15 protein-coding genes are annotated in these 21,299 nt (G+C 71.7%); 7 read left to right on the plus strand and 8 right to left on the minus strand.

The window, feature by feature from the left end:
• Window positions 1-40 precede the first annotated feature (40 nt).
• The 4 genes from ABH931_RS27975 to pulA form a co-directional block, all read right to left on the minus strand.
• Window positions 41-763: a VWA domain-containing protein gene (locus ABH931_RS27975; protein ID WP_370118963.1), complete on the minus strand. Its 723-nt coding sequence runs from the start codon at window positions 761-763 to the stop codon at window positions 41-43.
• 19 nt (window positions 764-782) lie between these two features.
• On the minus strand, window positions 783-2,303 hold the full coding sequence (locus ABH931_RS27980; protein ID WP_370118966.1) for a hypothetical protein: 1,521 nt from the start codon (window positions 2,301-2,303) through the stop codon (window positions 783-785).
• A 38-nt stretch (window positions 2,304-2,341) separates the two neighbouring features.
• Complete coding sequence (locus ABH931_RS27985) at window positions 2,342-3,919, minus strand: trypsin-like peptidase domain-containing protein (protein ID WP_370118969.1); 1,578 nt, start codon at window positions 3,917-3,919, stop codon at window positions 2,342-2,344.
• Window positions 3,920-4,140: 221 nt separating this feature from the next.
• On the minus strand, window positions 4,141-9,546 hold the full coding sequence (gene pulA / locus ABH931_RS27990) for a pullulanase-type alpha-1,6-glucosidase (protein WP_370118972.1): 5,406 nt from the start codon (window positions 9,544-9,546) through the stop codon (window positions 4,141-4,143).
• A gap of 272 nt (window positions 9,547-9,818) precedes the next feature.
• Between pulA and ABH931_RS27995 the strand changes: the two genes are divergently transcribed.
• Both ABH931_RS27995 and ABH931_RS28000 read left to right on the plus strand, forming a co-directional pair.
• On the plus strand, window positions 9,819-12,341 hold the full coding sequence (locus ABH931_RS27995; RefSeq protein WP_370118975.1) for a carbohydrate-binding module family 20 domain-containing protein: 2,523 nt from the start codon (window positions 9,819-9,821) through the stop codon (window positions 12,339-12,341).
• 131 nt (window positions 12,342-12,472) lie between these two features.
• Window positions 12,473-13,345, plus strand: a complete 873-nt coding sequence (locus tag ABH931_RS28000; RefSeq protein ID WP_370118978.1) for a phosphatase PAP2 family protein — start codon at window positions 12,473-12,475, stop codon at window positions 13,343-13,345.
• 49 nt (window positions 13,346-13,394) lie between these two features.
• Here ABH931_RS28000 and ABH931_RS28005 read toward each other — a convergent pair whose 3' ends face one another.
• From ABH931_RS28005 to ABH931_RS28015, 3 genes are all read right to left on the minus strand, one after another.
• On the minus strand, window positions 13,395-16,439 hold the full coding sequence (locus ABH931_RS28005; protein WP_370118981.1) for a bifunctional [glutamine synthetase] adenylyltransferase/[glutamine synthetase]-adenylyl-L-tyrosine phosphorylase: 3,045 nt from the start codon (window positions 16,437-16,439) through the stop codon (window positions 13,395-13,397).
• Window positions 16,440-16,580: 141 nt separating this feature from the next.
• A complete protein-coding gene (locus ABH931_RS28010; RefSeq protein ID WP_370118984.1) occupies window positions 16,581-16,823 on the minus strand; it encodes a hypothetical protein in 243 nt (80 codons plus the stop codon).
• Window positions 16,824-16,862: 39 nt separating this feature from the next.
• Window positions 16,863-17,375, minus strand: coding sequence for an RDD family protein (locus ABH931_RS28015; protein ID WP_370118987.1), 513 nt, complete (start codon window positions 17,373-17,375; stop codon window positions 16,863-16,865).
• A gap of 160 nt (window positions 17,376-17,535) precedes the next feature.
• On the opposite strand from ABH931_RS28015, the gene ABH931_RS28020 reads away from it, so the two are divergent.
• Genes ABH931_RS28020 through ABH931_RS28030 form a run of 3 tightly spaced genes read left to right on the plus strand, consistent with a single transcriptional unit; the run spans window position 17,536 to window position 19,362 of the window.
• Window positions 17,536-18,321, plus strand: coding sequence for a DeoR/GlpR family DNA-binding transcription regulator (locus tag ABH931_RS28020; RefSeq protein WP_370118989.1), 786 nt, complete (start codon window positions 17,536-17,538; stop codon window positions 18,319-18,321).
• A 34-nt stretch (window positions 18,322-18,355) separates the two neighbouring features.
• Window positions 18,356-18,703, plus strand: a complete 348-nt coding sequence (locus ABH931_RS28025) for a DUF4406 domain-containing protein (protein WP_370119172.1) — start codon at window positions 18,356-18,358, stop codon at window positions 18,701-18,703.
• Complete coding sequence (locus tag ABH931_RS28030; protein WP_370118992.1) at window positions 18,700-19,362, plus strand: NUDIX domain-containing protein; 663 nt, start codon at window positions 18,700-18,702, stop codon at window positions 19,360-19,362. Before ABH931_RS28025 ends, ABH931_RS28030 begins: the two co-directional genes overlap by 4 nt.
• Here ABH931_RS28030 and ABH931_RS28035 read toward each other — a convergent pair.
• Entirely contained in the window at window positions 19,359-19,868 is a 510-nt protein-coding gene (locus ABH931_RS28035) for a hypothetical protein (RefSeq protein ID WP_370118995.1), read from the minus strand. The two genes, ABH931_RS28030 and ABH931_RS28035, sit on opposite strands and share 4 nt — an antisense overlap.
• Before the next feature lie 182 nt (window positions 19,869-20,050).
• On the opposite strand from ABH931_RS28035, the gene ABH931_RS28040 reads away from it, so the two are divergent.
• Together ABH931_RS28040 and ABH931_RS28045 are read left to right on the plus strand one after the other, a co-directional pair.
• The gene (locus ABH931_RS28040; protein ID WP_370118998.1) at window positions 20,051-20,650 is read left to right on the plus strand and encodes a GNAT family N-acetyltransferase; all 600 of its coding nucleotides are present in this window, start codon (window positions 20,051-20,053) and stop codon (window positions 20,648-20,650) included.
• A 180-nt stretch (window positions 20,651-20,830) separates the two neighbouring features.
• Complete coding sequence (locus tag ABH931_RS28045; RefSeq protein WP_370119000.1) at window positions 20,831-21,118, plus strand: hypothetical protein; 288 nt, start codon at window positions 20,831-20,833, stop codon at window positions 21,116-21,118.
• Window positions 21,119-21,299 lie beyond the last annotated feature (181 nt).

The following is a 21,299-nucleotide window of genomic DNA, read 5'->3' on the forward strand; positions in this document are numbered from 1 at the left end:
TTCCTTGGGCCGGTCGCACTCCCCCCAACGGCCGCGCCGCTCAGATGATCGTGTCCTGGCCGAAGACGGAGTCGCCCGGACCGCCGTGGCCGAAGAGGCGGTCGGCGAGGGCGGCGCGGTCCGCGCCGGCCTCGGACATGCGGGAGACCGCGAGCGAGGCCACCACCAGCCGGTCGGAGATGTCGGACGTGCTGTCGGCCACCAGGACCGGAACCGAGGGGTCACCGATGAACCGGTTCAACGCCTCTGACCGCGCGTCGCGCCCGATCGCGACGGACAGCCGCAGCGCGCCGCGTCCCGCCGGGGTGGCCAACAGCGCGTTGAGGCCCGTCTCGAAGCGGCCGGGTGGATCCGTGGCCAGGCCGTCCGTGATGAGCAGCAGCGCGGGCCGCAGCGCCCGGCGTTCGATGCGGCCGGGTGCCAGCGCCTCAGCGACCAGCTGGAACGCCGTGCCCATGTTCGTCAGCCCGCGCGGGACCGGCTGCAACGGGCGCCAGCGCAGGTCGACGACGGGGGTGGGTTCGGGGATGTGCCAGACCGCCTCGGTCGCGAAGGCCACCGCCCGCACGAACACCTGGGCCTGCTCCTGGGCGCGGTCCCAGATGGCCAGCTGCGCCAGCATGTCGGCGATGGCGTAGTTGAGCGCCTGGATCTTCTCCCCCTTCATGCCGCCGGAGCAGTCGGCGAGGAGGATCAGGTGGAGCGGGCGGCGGGAGATCCCGCCGCCCGGCATCCGCAGGGTCGGGGTGTCGTGGGCCGTCATGGCGATCGGTCGCCTCCCGTCACGAGGAGGTGGGCGAGGCGGCGGAGGCCGGCTGCGGCGGGGCGTACTTGGCCCACCAGTCGTTCAGGGCCGACCAGCTGGTGCCCTTCGCCCCCTCCGCCACGAAGAACGTGTTCTGCGTCGGCAGCGACCACGTGTAGGAGGGCTGGTTGTTCGTGCCGCCGCTGGTGCCGACCATCTGGCACTCCAGCACCTGCCCGGAGCGGTCCGGGTAGCCGGCCGCGTTGTCGTGCCAGCCGTTCAGGCCGCCGGACGAGCCGCTGCCGGGCGGGCAGGCACTGCCCGCCGAGGAGGTGCTGAAGCCCCACCACTTGTTGTAGTTGACCCAGGTGGCCTGGTAGTCGGTCGCGGTGTCCAGCTGGTAGGCCCAGATGCCGCCGCCGGGGAGGTTGGTGTCGGTGCAGTAGTAGGCCGACACCAGGCCGACCGAGGTGAACTTGTCCTGGCTCGGATCGTGCGTCTGGCACTGCGTCGCCGGGTCGGGCAACGCGGTGGACAGGATGTCCATCAGCGGCGTGATGCCGTCGGCCAGCACGGGCCCGGTCGGGGACGGGCTGGGGGTCGGGGTGGTCGGCGTCGGGGACGGTGACGGCGTGGTGGGCGCCGGGCTCGGCGAGTGCGTCGGGTGGGCGGCTGCGGCCTGGAACGGCGGCAGGTGGGTGGCCCCGGCGAGTGCCAGGTAGACGAGCAGGGCCGCCACGGCCGCGGCGGCGACGATCAGCGCCGCCGGACGTTTCTTCGGGCCGCCGCCGCCCGCACCCGTGGAGTACCCGAACGGTGGCGGGTTCCCGGCCGACGCACCGCCGAACGCCGTGTTGGGGTAGGAAGCGCTGCCGGGCGGGCCGAAGCCCTGCGGCGGGACGCCCTGCCCGCCGCCCGGAGGTGCGCCGAAGCCCGGCAGCGGCGAGCCGTAGCTGCCCGGTCCGGGTTGCGCTCCAGGCGGCGGCCCGGGCGGCGCCGGTGGCCAGGAGGAGCCGGCCGGCGGGACGGAGCCGGAACCGGCTCCGGGCGGGGCGATCAGCGTCGGTGCGTCGGGGATCGGCGGATGCCGCACCGGTGTCGGCTGCGGCAGCGAGGACATCGGCTGGGTCGGCACGTACGGCGTCGCGTCACCCACCGGCCCCGCGCCCGGGACGGCGTCAGCCGGAGGCACGTCGGCCGGTGCCGGGGGCGCGACCGGGGGCGGGTGGTAGCCGAGCGCCGTCGCGTAGGCGGTGGTGACCCAGCGCGCCGCCGCCGGGTCCAGGGCGCGGCGCTCCATCAGGGTGCGGGAGGTCAGTGCCACGGCCGTGCCCGTGTCCAGACGCTGCTGTCCCACCTGCTCCTGGAGCAGCGTCGCGGCCTCCGCCTCAGCCGCGGCGACCAGCAGACTGCGTTCGCGCGGATGGTCCGGCAGCAGGTCGGTCAGGATGTTGCCGAGCATCTGCGCGTTGCCGAGCACGGCGGGCCCGTAGGAGCCGACCGCGGCCGCCAGCGCCTCCCGTACCTCGTCGTCCGGTCCGTTGGGAGCCTGGTTCATCGCCCTCTTCCCTTCTCCTCACGCTGCCTCACGGTGCGTCACCCCCCGACGCGGATCTGGGCGGTTCCCCCCACCGGATCGAGATCCGGTCCGGCGAGGAGCTGTGCCTGGTACGGGCCGGACGGCAGGGCCGCCAGGCCGAACGCGCCCGGGTCGACGGCCACGGCGACGCAGCCGTCCGGGCCCTTGGCGGTCTCCTCCGGCAGCGGACCGCCCGCCCCGAAGTCGTTGCTTCCCGGCAACCGGACGCCGACCGCGAGGTCCACCCCGGCCGGAAAGCCGCTGTAGCGCACGCCCACCCACAGTTCGGACGGGACGGCCCCGCCGAGTGCGGCCGAGGCGCCCGTGCCGCAGGCCTGGTCGGCGCTCGAACCGGAGCCGTAGCCCACGACCCGCATGCCGGGCGCCCGTTGGACCAGCAGCGTCGAGGTGTAGGGCCGCCCGGCCCGCGCGGCGGCGAGCAGCGGCCGCGCCAACTGGGCGGCCCGCAGCCGCCATGACACGTCCACGCCCTGCCCGGTCACCTCCAGGCTCGGCACGCCGATCAGCCGCCCGCCCGCGTCGACGGCCGCTCCACCGGAGTTGCCGTGGGCGACCCGCGCGGTGGTCTCCAACTCGAAGCGCGGGTCCGCCACATGGTGCAGCGGGTCGGGCACGAAGGTGGACAGCACGCCGCTGGTGACGGTGAGCGAGTCCGACTCCGCGACCCCTGGAAAGCCCAGCACGGTCACGGGCTGGTCGAGTTGGAGCGTGCCCGAGTCCCCGATGGTCAGTGCGGTCAGGTGGAGGCTCTTCGGGTCCACGGGCCTGCCCGCCGCGTCGGCGTAGACCTGGACGACGGCGAGGTCGAGGTAGCCGTCCACGGCCACCGCTCTGGCCCGGTAGCGGGCGACGGCCGGGGTGGACTGGCCGGTGGTCATCTCGACGGTCAGATAGGGCGGGTCGGCAGACAGCTGGTAGCCCGGCATCCCCAGCGCCACGGCCTGACCCGGCGCCTGCGGCTGGGCGACGTGCGCGTTGGTGAGGATCAGCCCGTGCGGGTCGACGACGGTCCCCGAACCCCACCCCGTGGAGCCGTCCGCCGGCCCCAGGCGTAACCGGACGGTCGCGGCCTCGGCCCGGGCGAGCGGCGCGGTGGTCGCCGTAGGGCTCACGCTCGGGTGCGCGGCGGTGTTCGGCTTCGCCCCGGCGGGCATCAGCAGCACGGTCAGGACGGCGGCGACGAAACCCACCACGCCGAGCGCGAGCCCGGCCACCCTCCCGCGCCGCGCCACGAGCCGCCGGCGCCGGTTCCGCTCCAGCTGGTGCGAGCCCAGCGGAGGTGTGACACCGAGGACCTCGCCGGTCACCGGGTCACCGAGACGCAGCTCCACCGACTCGGTGATCCGCAAGGGTCTTCGCAGCGGCTTGCCGCGCAGGAAGGTGCCGCGCCGCGACTGGTCCACGTACGTGGCACCGTGCGCGTCCACGGTGATGACCGCGTGACAGGCACGCGAGACCAGTGGGCTGGTCGACACCACGTCCAGCTCGGGATTGCGCCCGATCCGCACGACGCTGCCCACCGGGAACAGGTACTGCCGGTCCGCCAGCACGACGATCAGGGGTGGTCCCCCCACCCCGCCCGCATCCGATGTGGTCCCCGCCATCGACACCCCCCGCCGACGCCGCCCCGGCCCCCGGACCTCACGGCCGGTGCCGGGCACCCCACGTACCTACCCAGATTGGGACGTTGCACCACCTCGGAAGCCGGGGAACTGTGTGTCCGCTGGGAAATGCCTGAGGGGCGGCTCCCGGAGTCAGGTACCGGGAGCCGCCCCTCAGCGGTGTTCTACGTCGCTCAACTCTGGACGTAGACCGCCACGGTCCTCGCGGGGATGGTGAAGGTGCCGGTGGCGGGGTCGAAGGACGCGGTCTTCACGACCGGGTCGGAGCCCTGGGCCTGGACCGGGTCCAGGTGCTGGGCGGTGCCGATCAGGCCCGTGAGGGTCTGCTGCTGGGCGGTCGGGGTCGCGTTGAAGACGACCGTGACGGACTTGTAGGTGGGCAGGCCGGTGCCGTCCAGGTGCAGGGTGATCACACCGGGAAGCTCCCCGGCCGTGCCGGACAGCGGGAAGCCGACCCGCTGCTGGACGGCGGCCGCCGTGCCGAGGGAGAAGAGCGGCGTGGAGGCCTTGATCCGCAGGAACTGCTGGTACAGCGCCGTCGCGTCCTGCTGCGCCGAGCAGCCGGCGACCAGGGAGGGGTCCGCCAGCAGCGGCGTGGCCCAGGGCCAGAAGCCGGAGTTGGAGCCGGCCGCGGGCAGGCCCCGGCCGAAGCCGTTGCCGCCTGCGCACTGCCACTGGATCGCGTTGAACCAGTCGCCGCTGTCGTAGGAGTTGGCGTCCAGCGACTTGCTGCGCAGCAGGTCCGAGCCGGCCACGGAGAAGCCGGGGCCCTGGGAGAGCTCGGTGGTGGCCAGCGCCAGGGCCTGCATTCTGACCCGGTCGGCCATGGGGGTGCCGGCCGGGAGCTTGTAGGCGAGGGCGTCGTACAGGTCGAGGTTGTCGTGCGCGTCGACGTAGGTGATCGCCTCACCGGGCGCGGCGGTGTATCCGGCCGGGGAGCCGTTGTAGTCGATCTCCGATCCGGTGACGGACTTGCCCGCGCTGTCGGTGAACGAGTAGGCGGCCAGGTTGCCGGTCAGGCCGACCTTGATCTGGTCCATCTCGTTCAGCAGCCGCGCCTTCTGGTCTGCCGCGCTGCCGTTGACCGCGTCGCCGTTGGGCGCGGTGTACAGGCCGGAGGCGAAGCCCTGGGTGTGCGGGTCGGTGTCGAAGGGGCCGCCCCCGCGGACCGCGTCGCGCAGGCGGTCGTTGAAGGTGGCGATGCCGGTCCCGGCCATGTTGGCCTGGGTGGCCTGGACGAAGCGGGCGTCGTTCGCGACGACCCCGAAGTTCCAGCCCTCGCCGTAGAGGAACGCGTGGCGCCCGGTGGCCGCCAGACCCGCCTTGACGTCGAGCATGGTGGACTTCGGGTCCAGGCCCATCAGGTCGAAGCGGAAACCGTCGACGTGGTACTGGGTGGCCCAGAGCTTCGTCGAGTCGACGACCAGGCGGTTCATCAGGGCGTGTTCGGGGGCGGTGTCCGCGCAGCAGGAGTCGGTCGTCACGGCGCCGTCGGCGGAGAGCCGCTGGTAGTAGCCGGGGACGATCTGGTCCAGCACGCTGGCGGCGTTCTCGCCGGAGGCGGCGGTGTGGTTGTAGACGACGTCCATGACCACCCGCAGGCCGATCCTGTGCAGCGCCGCGACCATGGCGCGGAACTGGACGATGCGGGCGCTGCCGTTCGGGTCGGTGCTGTAGGAGCCTTCCGGGACGTCGTAGTGCAGCGGGTCGTAGCCCCAGTTGTAGGCGTCGGTGGACGCCTGCTTGCCGACGCAGGCCTGCTGCTGGTCGGAGTTGGCCGCGTACGAGGCCAGGTCGCAGGCGGGGGTGGTCTGTTCGCTCTTCGCCTCGGGCACGGAGGAGAAGTCGAAGCTCGGCATGATGTGGACGGTGGTCAGGCCCTGCCTGGCGAGCTGCGCCAGGTGCTTCATGCCGGCCGAGTTCAGGTCGGTGAAGGCGACGTAGGTGCCGCGCTCACTCGCCGGGACGGTCGCGTCGGCGACGGAGAAGTCGCGGACGTGCAGCTCCTGGATCTCCTGCTGCGAGGCGCTGATCGCCTTCGGCGAGTGGTCCTGCTGCCACCCCTCCGGATCGAGCGAGGTGGCGCCGAGGTCGACGATCTGGCTCAGCTTGGAGTCGGTGGACAGCGAGACCGAGTACGGGTCGGTGACGTGATTGGTCACCAGCTTCTGGACGCTGGGCGCCCAGACGGTGACCCGGTAGAGGTAGTACATGCCGGTCCACGCCTTCGTCCCGGCCACCGTCCAGACACCGCTGGCGTTCTGCCGCCGCATCGGGATGACCCGCGGCGTGGTGGCCGTCGCGGAGTCGTACAGCTCCAGGCTGACCTGCTGCGCGGTCGGCGCCCAGACGTTGAGCGTCGGGGTACCGTCCTTGCCGTAGACCGGTCCCAGCGGCGCCTTGCTCGCCGCGGCTCCGTAGATGGCGTCGAGCGCGCCCGGCAGCTGCACGCCCGTGCCGGCCAGCAGGGCGCCGTTCGCCTCGCGCTCGGTCATGATCAGCTGCGACCGCAGCGCGAGCGGGATCCGCCTGACGTCGCGCGGGTCGACGGTGAAGGCGGCGTAGCCCTTGAGCTCCGGGTGCTTGGCCAGCTGCGCGGCGGTCAGGCCGCCGCTGACGGGCAGCAGGCGCAGCCAGTAGCCGGGGTCGGTGGTGTCGCCGTTCTGGACGGAGAGGGCACCGGTCGGCGAGTAGACCAGCTCGGCGGAGGAGCCGTTCGGGACGGTGGCGCCGAAGCCCCAGTTGGCGGGCACCGCGACGGTGGTGCCGTCGACGAACTGCGCCTTGGACTTGGTCAGGTCGATGTCCGCGGCGGAGGCGGAGGCCTCGGGCAGCAGGTAGCCGGGCGTGGCGTTCAGGATCCACACCTCGCGGCCGTTCTGGCCGAAGACCAGCGACTGGTCGTCGGGCAGGTCCTTGGTGTCGCCGTTGTGGAGGATGTAGCTGAGCGAGGTCGCTCCGCTCGCGAGCGGCACGGTGAACACGTCGCCGAAGGCGTCGGTGCCCGACGGCTGCAACGGGGCGGTCCAGTCGGTCGGGTTGGCGGCGCCGGTCCACACGTGCATGCCCCAGCCGGCGTAGCCGCCGTCGGCGCGGTGGTAGTGGACGATCACCTGCCCGGCCGGGACGGTGTCCGCGGCGCCGGGGTCGGTCGTGTAGGTGGTGAGGTCGCCGGAGTTCACCCAGACCTCGCCGGTCTGCGAGAGGTCGATGGCCCGGTCGGCCGCGGTGTCCTTGATGCCGTTGTTCTCGATGATGAAGCCGACGTTGCTCGCGCCCTGCTTCAACTTCACGTAGGCGAAGGCGCCGAAGGCGTCGCGGCCGACGAACGGGTGCCCGTCGGGCCAGGTGGTGCTCTCGCCGTCGGCGAGGTCGCCCCAGGCGTAGAGGTTCCAGCCGGTGTAGTTCCCGTCGGCGCGGTGGTAGTGGACCACGGCGTAACCACGCGAGACGGCGGTCGGCTTGGGCGCGGGCGGGACGGCCGCCACCAGCGTGGTGCCGGTCGCGTCGGCGGTGCGGCCGGTGTTGTCGACGACGACAGCCTTGTAGCGCACGGTCGTTCCGGCCGGGACGCGGCTGAGGTCCTGGGTGACGGCGTAGGGGGCGTGGTCGGCGCTGCCGAGCACCTTCCAGGCGCCGGTGCCGACCGAGGCGGCGAAGACGACGCGGTTGAAGCCGCCGCCGGTGACGTCGGCCTTGACGGTGACCGTGCCCGAGGAGCCGTCGGCCGGGGTGGTCAGCGTGACCGCCGGCGCGGCGCTCGGGGCGCCGATGCGGGCGTCGGCCTTGTAGACCACGGCCGACTCGGCCGGCACGGTGAGGCTGAGCTTGCTGTCGGCGCCGCTGACGGCGTGGGCCTGGCCGCTGCCGTAGATGGGCGTGAAGCCCATACCGGCGTCGTACGTCGGCACGCTCACGGTCTGGTCGGTGGTGGCGTTGTTGACCGCGACCAGGTACTCGACCTGCTGCTTGGCGTCGATGCGGGAGAAGGCGTAGACGCCGGGGCCGTTCGCGGCGTAGCGCTCGACCTGGGCGCCGATCGTAAGCGCCGGGTTGGCCTTGCGCAGCGCGGCCAGCTGGGCGATCGCCTGGTAGACGGGCACGTCGGTGGAGTACCGGTCGGCCGAACCGCTCGGGCCGCCGATGACGGCGTCGGTGTTGTACTCGGCGACCTTGGAGGCGAACATGTCCTGCCGCCCGGCCTTGTCGCCGCCGAGGCCGGTGAAGCCCTGCTCGTCGCCGTAGTAGACGACCGGCTGGCCACGCGTCAGGAAGAGCAGCTGCTGCGCCAGCAGGTCCTTCTTCAGCAGCTCGGCGTCGCTCGCGTTCGGGTTGTCGGTCTTCAGGAAGTACCCGATGCGGCCCATGTCGTGGTTGCCGAGGAAGGTCGGCTGCTCGTACGCGTCACTGCTCGCGGAGGCGTACTTGTAGTCGTCCGCGTAGAGCGTTGCGAGCAGCTGCGCCGAGCCGCCCTGCGAGGCGTAGAGGCGGGCGGCGTTCTGGAACGGGAAGCCGAGGGCGGCGTCCAGCTTGCCCTGCGTCACGTAGGACGAGTTGACACTGGTGTCGGTGTCGTAGACCTCGCCGAACATGAAGAACTTCTTGTTGCCCTGCTGCTCGGCGTACTTCTGCAGCGCGGGCGCCCACTGCTGCCAGAACGCCATGTTGACGTTCTTGACGGTGTCGATGCGGAAGCCGTCGACGTCGTCCTGCTTGACCCAGTTCTCGTAGATCTTCTCCATGCCCGCGACCACGCGGGGGTTCTGGGTGTCGAGGTCGTCCAGGCCGGAGAAGTCGCCCTCGGTGGCGTTCTCGCCGACGAAGGTGGTGTTGCCCCGGTTGTGGTAGAGCGTCACGTCGTTGAGCCAGGCGGGGCTCTTGGCGGTCGCGTCGCCGGGGTTGTCGAACACCGGGGTGTAGGGGAAGGAGTTCTTGGTCAGCTCGGGGTAGTTCGCCGTGCCGTTGGCCGCGTTGTCGTTCGCGATCGCGGTGGTGTCGACCGGGCGGCCGTTGGCGTCGAGGGTCGGGTAGGCGCCGATGGAGCGGTAGTCGTAGGTCTTCTCGGCGTAGTCGATGACGTCGGCGGTGTGGTTGGTGATGACGTCGAAGAAGACCTTCATGCCCATCGCGTGGGCCTTCTGGATCAGCTCCTTGAGCTGGGCGTTGGTGCCGAAGTGCGGGTCGACCTGGGTGAAGTCGGTGATCCAGTAGCCGTGGTAGCCGGCCGAGGCGTTGCTGCCGGTGCCCTGGACGGGCTTGTTCTTGAAGATCGGCGCCATCCAGATGGCGGTGGTGCCGAGCTTCTTGATGTAGGAGAGCTTCTGGATGATCCCGGCGAGGTCGCCGCCGTGGTAGAAGCCAGAATCGGTCGGGTCGTAGCCGTTGTCCAGGCGGGTGCCGGTGATGCCGCCGGTGTCGTTGGACGTGTCACCGTTGGCGAAGCGGTCCGGGAGCACGAAGTAGAACTGCTCCTTGCTCAGACCGTGCCGGTCGGGGGTGGCGGCGAGCTTGGCGTCGGAGGGCGCGGGCGGCAGCGGGACGGCCGTGGCCGTGGCGGCGGCCGCCGGGCTCAGTCCCACGACGGCCGGGCTCAGCAGCGCGACCGTGACAAGCAGGCTTCTCCATCGTGATCGCTCAGGTCTGATGGCCACGCGTCTGTCTCCCTGGGGCGCCTCGTCGGTCAGGTCGTGGGGCGAGCCAGAACCTACTGGTGACCCCACCTTGCCGCAAGATGTTTCAGCAAGATGCTGAAAAAGTTTCCACCAATGCCTTGACGCTCAGGAATCACCGGGAGCACGCTCGTCGGCGCCGTCCTGTTCACCCACCCACCCTCTCCCACCCGGAGATCCTGATGCCGCATCAATCCGGCCGTCTGCGTGCCTTGTTCGCCTCAGGCGCGCTGCTCGCCGCCGGCACCGTGGTGCCACTCGCGCTGAGCAGCGCAGCCGCCCAGGCCAGTGCGCCCAACGGTGGCGACGTGACCGCCAACCTCTTCATGTGGAACTGGCCCTCGGTGGCCACGGAGTGCACCAACGTCCTCGGCCCCAAGGGCTACGGAGCCGTCCAGGTGGCCCCGCCGCAGGACTCCATCAGACTGTCGGGCAGCCACCCCTGGTGGGAGATCTACCAGCCCGTCGGATACGACCTCAACAGCCGGATGGGCACCGAGGCCCAGTTCCAGGCCATGGTGACCACCTGCCACGACGCGGGCGTCAAGGTCTACGTCGACACCGTCATCAACCACATGTCGGGCACCGACCAGACCAGCACCGACTCCTACGGCGGCGACAGCTTCAACGTCTCCTCGCGCAGCTACAGCCAGGTGCCGTACACCTCCGCCGACTTCCACAGCTACCCGAACAACTGCCCCAACTCCAGCCTCTCGATCAACGACTGGAACAACCAGACCCAGGTCCAGGAGTGCGACCTGGAGAACCTGGCCGACCTGTACACCGAGACCGACGACGTCCGGTCGAAGATCGCCGGCTACCTCAACAAGCTGATCGGCTACGGCGTCGACGGCTTCCGGGTCGACTCCGCCAAGCACATCAACCAGGCCGACATGGCCAACATCGAGTCCCGGCTGACCAACACGCTCTGGGGGCAGCGCCCCTACGTGCTGCAGGAGGTCTACCCCGGCAGCAGCGGCAACCTCGCCCCGGCCGCGTTCGAGAGCAACGGCAGCGTCATCGGCTTCGACTACGCCGACAACCTGAAGAACCAGTTCACCGGCAACATCGCCAACCTGAAGACCTTCGGCCAGTCCTGGGGCCTGGAGCCGAGCGCCTCCGACGGCGCGATGGTGACCAACCACGACACCGAGCGCAACGGCAGCACGCTCAGCTACAAGAACGGCGCCACCTTCACCCTCGCCAACGAGTTCACGCTGGCCTGGGGCTACGGCGTGCAGCCGTCCGTCTACTCCGGCTTCACCTGGAACAGCTCCGACGACTCGCCCCCGGCCGACGCGGGCGGCTACGTCACCAACACCGACTGCAACAACGGCTGGTACTGCACCGACCGGATCCAGGGCGTGGCCAACATGGTCGGCTGGCACAACGCGGCCGCCGGCGCCGCGGTGGCCAACTGGTACGACGACGGCTCCAACCTGATCGCCTTCTCACGCGGCGGCAAGGCGTGGATCGCGATCAACAACGAGAGCTCCACGCAGACCAGGACGTTCCAGACCGGCCTCGCCGCCGGCACCTACTGCGACGTCATCCACGGCGACTACACGGCGTCGACCAGCTCCTGCTCCGGCCCGACGGTCACCGTGGACGGCAGCGGCAACGCGACCGTCTCGGTCGCGGCGAAGGACGCGGTGGCGCTGTACGCGCTGAGCTCCTCCGGCGCGACGGCGTCGGCCTCTCCCTCCGCCTCGGCGAGCGCGTCCGCCTCGGCCTCGGCCTCGGCGTCGGCGTCGGCGTCGGCGTCGGCGTCCGCTTCCCCGTCGGCCAGCGCGAGTGCCACCGCGACCGCGCCGGCCGGGAGCGTCGCGGAGACCTTCACCGTCAGCGGTGCGCCGAGCAGCGCGCCGATGTACCTGGTCGGCTCCGTCTCCGGTCTCGGCAACTGGGCGCCCGCCTCCGCGCTGCCGATGACGCAGTCCGGCTCGACCTGGACGATCACGGTGAACCTGCCGCAGTCGACCGCGATCCAGTACAAGTACGTCGAGAAGGACTCCTCGGGGAACGTCACCTGGGAACCGGGCGCCAACCACGCCGCCACCACCGGCTCCGGCGCCACCGCGACGCTGACGGACGGCTACAACGGCTCCGCGACGACGGTGAGCGAGACCTTCGACGCGAACACCACCACCTGGTACGGCCAGAACGTCTACGTCGTCGGCTCGCTGCCGGCGCTCGGCAACTGGAACGCCGCGAACGCCGTCCCGCTCTCCTCCGCGGCCTACCCGGTCTGGGCCGCGACGGTCTCGCTGCCCTCCAACACGGCCTTCCAGTACAAGTACCTCAAGAAGGACCCCGACGGCACCATCACCTGGGAGTCCGGCGCCAACCGGACGGCCACCACGGGTACCGGCGCGGCGACCCTCGGCGACACCTGGAACGTGACCGCGACCAGCCCCGTCGGCGTGACCTTCGACGAGAACAGGTCGACCGTCACCGGTCAGGACATCTACGTGGTCGGCAGCATCGACGCGCTCGGCTTCTGGGATCCCACCAAGGCGATCCCGCTCTCGTCGGCCAATTACCCCGTTTGGTCGAAGACCGTCAGCATCGCCCCGAACACATACTTCGAGTACAAGTACATCGTCATCGACGCGGCGGGCGACGTGACCTGGGAGTCGGGCACGAACCGCGCCTACACGACGGGCCCCTCCGGCGCCGTCACCCTCAATGACATCTGGAAATAACAGAAAGTAACCACGGCCGGAGCCGTCGTCCCCACCGGGCGGCGGCTCCGGGTTTTTGCTCCACTAGGACCTGAGGGGTATTTCGTTCGTGGAATCCCAGACCAGAGGGTGATCAGGAGAGCCCAGGCCACATGGCAGACTACTCACCCATGGGGAAGGCAACAGGAGCACGCACCAGTAACAGGAGGCCCCTGGGCCACCTGCTCTGGTCGGTGCGCGGACACTTCCGTTCTCCGGGTCGCCCCCGCCTGTGGATCGAGCTGCTGCTCATCGCAGTCAGCTACTGGATCTACTCGATGGTCCGCAACGCGGTCCCCGAGATGGAGGCGCGCGCCCAACGGAATGCGCATGACATCTGGGCGCTGGAAGGCATGCTCCACATCGATGTGGAGCGTTACGTCAACCATGCGTTCGACTCCGTCTCATGGCTGATCACCGGCCTGAACTACGACTACGCCACGTTGCACTTCATCGTGACGATCGCGGTACTGGTATGGCTGTTCCGCGCCCATTCCGGGCGTTATGCGGCGGCTCGCCTGTCACTTTTCGTGACGACCGGGTTCGCCTTGTTCGGGTACTACTTCTATCCCCTGGCGCCACCCCGGCTCATGGTGGACGGCGGTTTCATCGACACCGTCGAGAAGCACCACACCTGGGGTTCGATGGCCTCGGGCGACATGGCCCACGTGTCCAACCAGTTCGCGGCGATGCCGTCGATGCACATCGGCTGGTCGCTCTGGTGCGGCATCACCATCTTCTTCCTGGCCAAGCGCACGTGGGTGCGGATCCTGGGCGTGATCTACCCGCTCACCACGCTGGTGGTGATCGTGGCGACGGCCAACCACTTCTTCATGGACGCGATCGCGGGTGCCTGCTGCACCCTCATCGGCCTGGGCACGGCGCGCCTGGTGTACCGCCGCTGGCCCTACAGCTTCCCGAAGTCCGCGCCCGCGCCGGCGCCCCTCCCGGAACCCCAGCCCGAGCCGGTGGGTGCCGCCCGCTGAGCCGGCCGGTTGCCCGCCCCGGGCGCGCTGGCCCCTGAGGTGAGTGCGACTACTCGCCGTAGACGACGTGCTCCATGACCTCGCGGGCCAGGCGGGCCGTCCTGCGGTAGTCGTCCACCATCTCGCCCGCGTGGCCCGCGCCGTAGCCGAGGTAGCGGGCCACGCCCGCCAGCTCCCGCGGCTCCGCGGGGAAGCTGTCGCCCGCGCGCCCCCGCACCAGCATCACCGCGTTGCGCACCCGCGTCGCCTGCACCCACGCCGCCGAGAGCGCCTCCGCCGCGTCCGCGTCCAGCAGACGCGCCTCCACCGCCGCGCCCAGCGCGCGCAGCGTGCGCGTCGTGCGCAGTCCGGCGACCGCGTGGCCGTGCTGCAACTGGAGCAGCTGCACCGCCCACTCGACGTCCGCGAGCCCGCCGCGGCCCATCTTCGTGTGCGTGGTCGGGTCCGCGCCGCGCGGCAGCCGCTCGGCCTCCACGCGCGCCTTGATCCTGCGGATCTCCCGCAGCTCGGCCGCGTCCAGCCCGGCCGACGGGTACCGCATCGGGTCGATCAGCGTCACGAACTCCTCCCCCAGCGCCGTGTCGCCGGCGACCGGCTTGGCGCGGAGCAGGGCCTGGCTCTCCCACGTGTGGGACCAGCGGCGGTAGTAGGCCGCGTACGAGGCGATGGTGCGCACCAACGGCCCCTGGCGGCCCTCGGGCCGCAGATCCGCGTCGACGACCAGGGGCGGCTCGGTCGAGGGCAGCTGGAGCAGGCGGCGCAGCTCCTCGAAGACGCCGCGTGCGGCGTTGCTCGCCTTGGTCTCGGCGGCGCCCGGGAGGGGGTCGTGGACGAACAGGACGTCCGCGTCCGAGCCGTAGCCGAGCTCGTGGCCGCCGAAGCGGCCCATGGCGATGACGGAGAGCCGCGTGGGCAGCGGTTCCCCTGCCGCCGCCTCGGCCGCCGCGACGCACGCGGCCAGTGCGCCCGCCAGGGTCGCGCGGTTGAGGCCGGTCAGCGCCAGTCCGGCCGCTTCCACGGAATCGGCGGGGGTGTCACCCAGACGGCCCAGCACGTCCGCGGCAGCCGTGCGGAACAGCTCCCGGCGCCGCACCGAGCGGGCCGCCGCGACGGCCGCCGCCGCGTCGTCGGCGCGGCCCACGGCGGAGGCGACCTCGCGGTCGAGCATCTGCGGGGAGCGCGGGACGAGCCCGTCGGAGTCGCCGAGCAACGCGACCGACTCGGGGGCGCGCAGCAGCAGGTCCGGGGCGAGGCGGCCGGAGGAGAGGATGCGGGCGAGGTTCTCCGCCGCCGCGCCCTCGTCGCGCAGCAGGCGCAGGTACCAGGGCGTGGAGCCGAGGCTGTCGGAGACCTTGCGGAAGCCCAGCAGGCCTGCGTCGGGGTCGGCGGACTCGGCGAACCAGCCGAGCATCACCGGCAGCAGGGTGCGCTGCAGCGCGGCGCGGCGGCTGACGCCGTTGGCGAGCGCCTGGAGGTGCCGGAAGGCGTCGGCGGGGGCCCGGTAGCCGAGCGCCGCGAGGCGCGCCTGGGCGGCCTCCGCGCTGAGCGCGGTGCCGTCGAGGCGGGTCGTCAGCCCGGCCTCCTCCAGGTCCAGATGGGCGACGGCGTCGAGCAGCGGGCGGTAGAAGAGCTTCTCGTGCAGGCGCCGCACCTCGCGGCCGTGCCGCTTCCACTCGGCGAGCAGTTCGGCCTGGGGATCGGCGCGCAGGCCGAGGGAGCGGCCGAGGCGGCGCAGGTCCTGCTCCCCCGTCGGGACGAGATGGGTGCGGCGCAGCTGGAACAGCTGGATCCGGTGCTCCAGCGTGCGCAGGAATCGGTAGGCGCTGTCGAGTGCGGCGGCGTCGGCGCGGCCGACGTAGCCGCCGGCGGAGAGGTCCGCGAGGGCGGTCAGCGTGGTGGCGCTGCGCAGGGTGTCGTCGGTGCGGCCGTGGACGAGCTGGAGCAGTTGGACGGAGAACTCCACGTCGCGCAGCCCGCCGGGGCCGAGCTTGAGCTCGCGCTCGACCTCGCCCGCCGGGATCGCCTCGATGACGCGGCGGCGCATCTGCTGCACGTCCTGCACGAAGTTCTCGCGCTGGGACGCCTGCCAGACCATCGGGCTGACGGCGTCGAGGTACTGCCGGCCCAGCTCGGCGTCGCCCGCGACCGGACGGGCCTTGAGCAGGGCCTGGAACTCCCAGGTCTTGGCCCAGCGCTGGTAGTAGGCGAGGTGGCTGGCGAGGGTGCGGACCAGCGGCCCGTTCTTGCCCTCGGGGCGCAGGTTCGCGTCGACCTGCCAGATGGTGCCCTCGCGGGTGCTGTCGGAGCAGAGCCGCATCATCCGGGCGGCGAGGCGGGTGGCGGCCTTCAGCGCGACGTCGGGGTCGGCGTCCTCCCGCGGCTCGGAGACGAAGACGACGTCCACGTCGGAGACGTAGTTGAGCTCCCGTCCGCCGCACTTGCCCATGGCGACAACGGCGAGCCGGCAGGCACGCGCGGCGTCCGGGTCCTCCTCGGCGGCGACGTCGAGCGCGGCCTGCAGGGTCGCCCCGGCGAGGTCGGCGAGCTCGGCGGCGGTCTGCCCGAGGTCGGCGGTGCCGGTGAGGTCGCGGGCGGCGATGCTGAGCAGCAGCCGGCGATAGCCGGTGCGCAGCGCGTCCGCCCGGGGGATGCCGGGCTGCTCCTCCCAGATGTGCCGGTAGAGGCGGCGGACGAACTCCTCGGGCCCGGGGTGGATGTCGTGCAGTTCGAAGGTGACCAGCTCGTGCCAGTCGTGCGGGTGCCGGGCCAGGTGCTCCCCCAGCGCGGCGCTGGCGCCGAGCACGCCCAGAAGGCGGTCGCGCAGCGGCTTGGCGGTGGTGAGGGTGTCCAGCAGGGTGTGCCGCTCGGCGTCGTCGGCGCAGGCCTCGACGAGTCCGGCCAGGCCCTTGAGTGCCTGGTCGGGATCGGCGGTGGCGGCGAGCGCGTCCAGCAGCACGCTGTCGGCGGCGTGTGCGGCCAGCGCGGGTTCCGCGAGCCGCAGGGCGGCCGCCTCGGGGTCGGTGAACCCGCGCCGCACCAGCCGTCCGACCGGACTGCTCCGCCGCGCCCCGCCGCGCTCCGTCTCCAACGCCACTCGCCTCCGCGCCGCTGCCGCCGTCCCCGGGCCTGCCGTGGCATCCCGTGGGCCTCCGCACACGATCCTCCCCGACCCTACGTCCATCGAACACCCGAACCGGCCCGGACGTCGGCGGCGCGCGCCGCGCGGTGGGGCTGCTCAGTCCTCGGCGTCGGCCACCGCGTGCTCGGCGAGGAGCTGGACCATCGGCGTCTCGAGCCGGGGCCGGACCACGATCAGCAGCGTCGCGACCGGTCCGAGCAGCAGCGAGATCAGCCACCAGTTCAGCCCGGAACGGCCCTTGCCCTGCGCGAGCCCCGCGTTGATCAGCGACAGCGTCAGCCATCCGACGCTGTAGCCGCCCACCCCGCTGCCGCCTCCGGCGGCGAGTTCCATCGTCATGAGCCCCCCTGTCGTTGTCGCCTGTCGTTGTCGCCCTGCTCAGTAGTCGCCCTCGTGGACCACGACGGTTCCCGCGAGCCTGTCGTGCAGCGCCTGACGGTACGGGCCGCCGAGCGCGAAGGCGCAGTCGACGACCGCCCACCCGAAGCGCAGCGCACCGCCCGGGATCACGGGCAGCAGGAACACCAGTGTGCGCACGCACGCCTGGCGCACGGTCAGTCCGTCCCGCGCCGCCGCTCCGGTGTACTGCGCGAGCGGCACGACCCGCAGACCCACCGCCGCCATGCCGACGGTGCGACCGCGCACCGCGAGCATCACCGCGTAGTAGAGGGACCAGACCACGCCGTCGACGAGGGCGGAGTTGACATCGAACCGGGTCCGCACGGCCGGCACGAAGGACAGCAGCATCAACGGCACGACCATCACCACCATGTCGAGCACGAAGGCGGTGACCCGGGACCCGGCGGACGCGACCACCCAGAGCACGGGTACGGCGGGCTGGTCGGTGACGACGGTCTCTGCGCTCTCTGCGTTCTCTGCCTGGCTCTGCACGCGACGCTCATGGTGACGGCCCCTTCCCGGGCTCGCTCCGTTCGGCGGGCGATGGCCTGCCGACCTCTCAATAGTTGCACTGCAACTAGTCTCGGGTCAACTAGTAGCGCCATCCACCATGGTCTTGTTCATTCGAACATCATGGTGTTAGATATCGGGCATGGGTGTCGCCAATCGTCTGGACCTGACCCTGCGCCTGGTGCAGGGCTCCGGCCGGGTCTCCGTGTCGGAGCTCTCCCAGCGCCTCGGGGTGTCGGAGATGACCGTCCGCCGGGACCTGGACGCGTTGGAGCGGCAAGGGCTGGTGCGGCGCGTGCACGGGGCCGCCGTGGCGACGCGGGCGCGGGAGGAGGAGGCGGGGTTCACCGCACGCGAGTCGTGGCAGGCCGCCACGAAGGACCGCCTCGGCGCGGCCGTCGCCGCACTCGTCGAGCCGGGGTCACGCGTCCTGCTGGACGCCGGGACGACGACGGTCCACGTCGCCGAGCACCTGGCCGAGCGCGCGCCGCTGACCGTCGCGGTACTGAGCCTGCAGGCGGCCGCGCAGCTCGCCGACCGGCCCGGCATCGACCTGCTGGTCGTCGGCGGGCGCTCCCGCCCCGGCGAGCGGTCGCTCGTCGGCCCGCTCGCGCTGCGGACACTGGAGGCGCTGGCCTTCGACGTGTTCGTGATGTCCATCGGCGGCGTCCACGCCGAGCACGGCTGGTCGGAGTTCAGCCTCGACGACGCCGCCGTCAAACAGGCGGGCCTCGCCCAGTCCGCCCGGACACTGGCCGTCGCGGACGCGACGAAGCTCGGCGTCCGGGCGTTCAGCCAGGTCGCTCCGCTCGGCGCGGTGGAGGTCTTCGTCACCGACCACGCCGCCGCCGACCCGGCCACCCACCCGGGCGGCCCGCACACCCTCGACGCTCTGCGCGACGCGGGCGTCCGCACCGTCCTGGCCTGACCGAACGGAGACTCCCTTGCCCGCCGCCTCGCTGATGATCCTCGTCGCCGGCCCCTACCGCTCCGGCACCGGCGACGACCCGGCCAAGCTCGCCGCGAACGTCGACGCCATGAACGAGGTCGCCCTCACCCTCTTCCGCGCCGGGCACCTGCCCGTCACCGGCGAGGCCCTCGCTCTTCCGCTGCTGGAGACCGCGGGCGGAGCGGGTCCCGGCACGCCGCTGTTCGACGAGATCTTCCACCCGATCGCGGAACGGCTCCTCTCCCGCTGCGACGCCGTCCTGCGCATCGGCGGCCCCTCCGCCGGCGCGGACGAGATGGTCCGCCAGGCCCGCGCCGAGGGCAAGCCCGTCTTCACCGACCCTGCGCGGATCCCGTCGTGACGGCCGGCCTCGACACCCCCGACCGCCGCGGCCGCACCGGCCTCCACCTGCACGGCCGCGACCTCACCGGCAACCCCGACGTGCGCATCCGCGACGTCGAGGTGCTCGCCTGCGACTGGTACGTCCTGCGCAGGACCACCTTCGACTTCCGGCACCGCGACGGGCACTGGAGCCGGGAGTCCCGCGAGACCTACGACCGCGGCGACGGCGCGACGATCCTCCTGTACGACCCGGACCGCGCCACCGTCCTGCTCACCCGCCAGTTCCGTCTCCCGGCCTACGTCAACGGGCACCCCGACGGCCTCCTCCTGGAAACCCCGGCCGGCCTCCTCGACGGCGACGCCCCCGAGGCGGCCATCCGCCGCGAGGCCGCGGAGGAGACCGGCCGCACGGTCGGCGAGGTCCGCCACGTCTTCGACGCCTTCATGAGCCCCGGCTCGGTGACGGAGCGTCTCCACTTCTACGCGGCCCCATACCGTTCCACCGACCCCTCCCCCACCGCGACGGGCGTCGCCGAGGAGGGCGAGGACATCACGGTCGTGGAACTCCCGTTCCACGAGGCCCTCTCCCTGATCCGGTCGGGCGCGATCGCGGACGCGAAATCCATCATGCTGCTCCAGTGGGCCGCCCTCGACGGCCCGTTCCACGTGACGGCCTAGTCCGCCCGCCCGAACCTCAGCCCACTGCTCACCGGCCTGGCCTGCCACATCTCCCTGAGCTCCGGGAACGACTCGACCCACACTCGCGCCCCGGCGAGCGCGGCGACTCGCAGCGGACCGATCCCGACGAAGTCGAACCCGGTGCCCCGGAACGCGACGCCGGCGAGGTCAGACCACGGCTGGTCGGCCGCGAAGCCGACCTGGAGCTCGACCTTCCAGTACTCCGGATCGCCCTCCGCGCCGTCATGACCCCGGTCGACGACGACCAACTGCCGCCCGAGTGAGATCGCGGGCCGCCCCTCGTTCCAGTCCCAGCAACCCCACTCGACGATGAAACCGTCACCGTCGTCCTCGACCGGCACCAGGCCCTCGATGGGCACCTGAACGAACTCCCCGAAAGCGGCCCAGGCCACGTCCATGCAGTCCACGGCGTCAGCGCCGCTGACGCCGTGCCGCGCCAGAACGCGCTCGAACTCGGTGGCGGCAGCACGCCATGGTGTCGACATGTCGGTATGTTAGGCGGCAGTCGGCCATGCGTGTGCGGGTGGAGCGGGCCGGCTCGGGGTAGTTCGTCGATTTCCGCGTGACGGTCCAGCCCGTCGTGCGGTAGAACCCGGGACGTGACCGTCTTCTCCTGCCGAAAGGCCGCGGCCCACCCGGTGCAGGCCCACGCCGAGGGCGGTGCCGCGTGCGCCTGATCGGCATAGGACGGACGCGCCCGTCGCTCCAGCCCTTCCACACCCCGCGGCTGCATGCGATACCCCCGCGCGACGTCATCGGCTACGCGGCGGCCTATGCCGGCGCCTGGGACCCGGACGCGCTCAGCTGGCTCGGCTGGCCCGAGCGTCCGCAGGCGGAACTGGTCCACTGGCTGCTGGACGTCACCGACCTGAACCGGGACCAGCGCAGCCGCGAGCTGCCCGCCTCGTTCCGGACGGTCCGGCAGTGGCGGCGCAAGAACAGCGCCTTCTTCGCCCTCATCGATCCCGCGGACGGCCGCTGCGCCGGCGCGGTCAGCGTCGACACCCGCAACGGCGAGGTGGGCGGCTGGCTGGCACCCGGCTTCCGCGGCAGCGGCCTGGGCACCGAACTCTTCCGCGCGGGCGCGCGCATCGCCCACGACCAACTGCGCCTGCCGACCGCCCGAGCCGGAACCCAACGCACGAACGCCCCTTGCCGCCGCGCCCTCCAAGCGGCCGGCTTCACTCCGACCGACGGCCCGGCCCACCACACCCTCCCCGACGGCCGCACCGTCGAAGCCCGCTGGTACGCCCACCAGGCGAGGTGATACGAGCAGATCCGGCGTGACCGAAGGTGGGCGTCCCATCGTGGATCGCCGTGATGTTCCACTCGAACCCGTTCCTCAGCGTGCACTACGAGGGCATGACCGCTGTCTTCACCAACGACTGGGGAAACCGGCACCCCCCGCCGTCCCGCGCCAGGACCAGCGCTCCTCTAGGATGCGCCGGTGATCACGATCGGCGGTTGGCACATATCGGTGTACCGGTTCGGAGAGGCGGTGGGCGGTGGGACCTGCTACTTCGCGCTCGCCCTGACCGGCGTTTGGCTGGCGACAATGTGGTGGCGTGACCCCAAGGTGACCGACGCACGCGGAAGCGACGAGGTGGCCCGCCTGGGCCGCCGCCGGAACCGAATCGTCAAGTACGCCATCCTCGCGGCCGCGCTGACCTGGGTGCTGGTCGCGGTCCTGGCCGATATGTACGCGATCCGGACGGCCTCAATGCCCAACTCCTGACTGCGCCCACGGCTCGCCCGGGGGCAAGGGCTCATAGAGAGCACGCGATACACATCCCGTCGTGCCCTGTGATCGCTGCGTGCAGGAGGCCGTCGGGACACCCTGCCCAACATCATCGGCAACGGCAAGCCTCCGCTGGATCCGGCCGTGCAGGTGCGTTCCGCAAGGCGCACAGCGAGGT

This window comes from Streptacidiphilus sp. MAP12-33, from assembly GCF_041261265.1.
Classification (GTDB): domain Bacteria; phylum Actinomycetota; class Actinomycetes; order Streptomycetales; family Streptomycetaceae; genus Streptacidiphilus.

Bases quoted from the DNA above. Each gene is read 5' to 3' on its own strand.
- ABH931_RS27975 (WP_370118963.1), bottom strand. From the start codon at position 763: ATGACGGCCCACGACACCCCGACCCTGCGGATGCCGGGCGGCGGGATC.
- ABH931_RS27980 (WP_370118966.1), bottom strand. From the start codon at position 2,303: ATGAACCAGGCTCCCAACGGACCGGACGACGAGGTACGGGAGGCGCTG.
- ABH931_RS27995 (WP_370118975.1), top strand. From the start codon at position 9,819: ATGCCGCATCAATCCGGCCGTCTGCGTGCCTTGTTCGCCTCAGGCGCG.
- ABH931_RS28000 (WP_370118978.1), top strand. From the start codon at position 12,473: ATGGCAGACTACTCACCCATGGGGAAGGCAACAGGAGCACGCACCAGT.
- ABH931_RS28010 (WP_370118984.1), bottom strand. From the start codon at position 16,823: ATGACGATGGAACTCGCCGCCGGAGGCGGCAGCGGGGTGGGCGGCTAC.
- ABH931_RS28020 (WP_370118989.1), top strand. From the start codon at position 17,536: ATGGGTGTCGCCAATCGTCTGGACCTGACCCTGCGCCTGGTGCAGGGC.
- ABH931_RS28025 (WP_370119172.1), top strand. From the start codon at position 18,356: ATGATCCTCGTCGCCGGCCCCTACCGCTCCGGCACCGGCGACGACCCG.
- ABH931_RS28035 (WP_370118995.1), bottom strand. From the start codon at position 19,868: ATGTCGACACCATGGCGTGCTGCCGCCACCGAGTTCGAGCGCGTTCTG.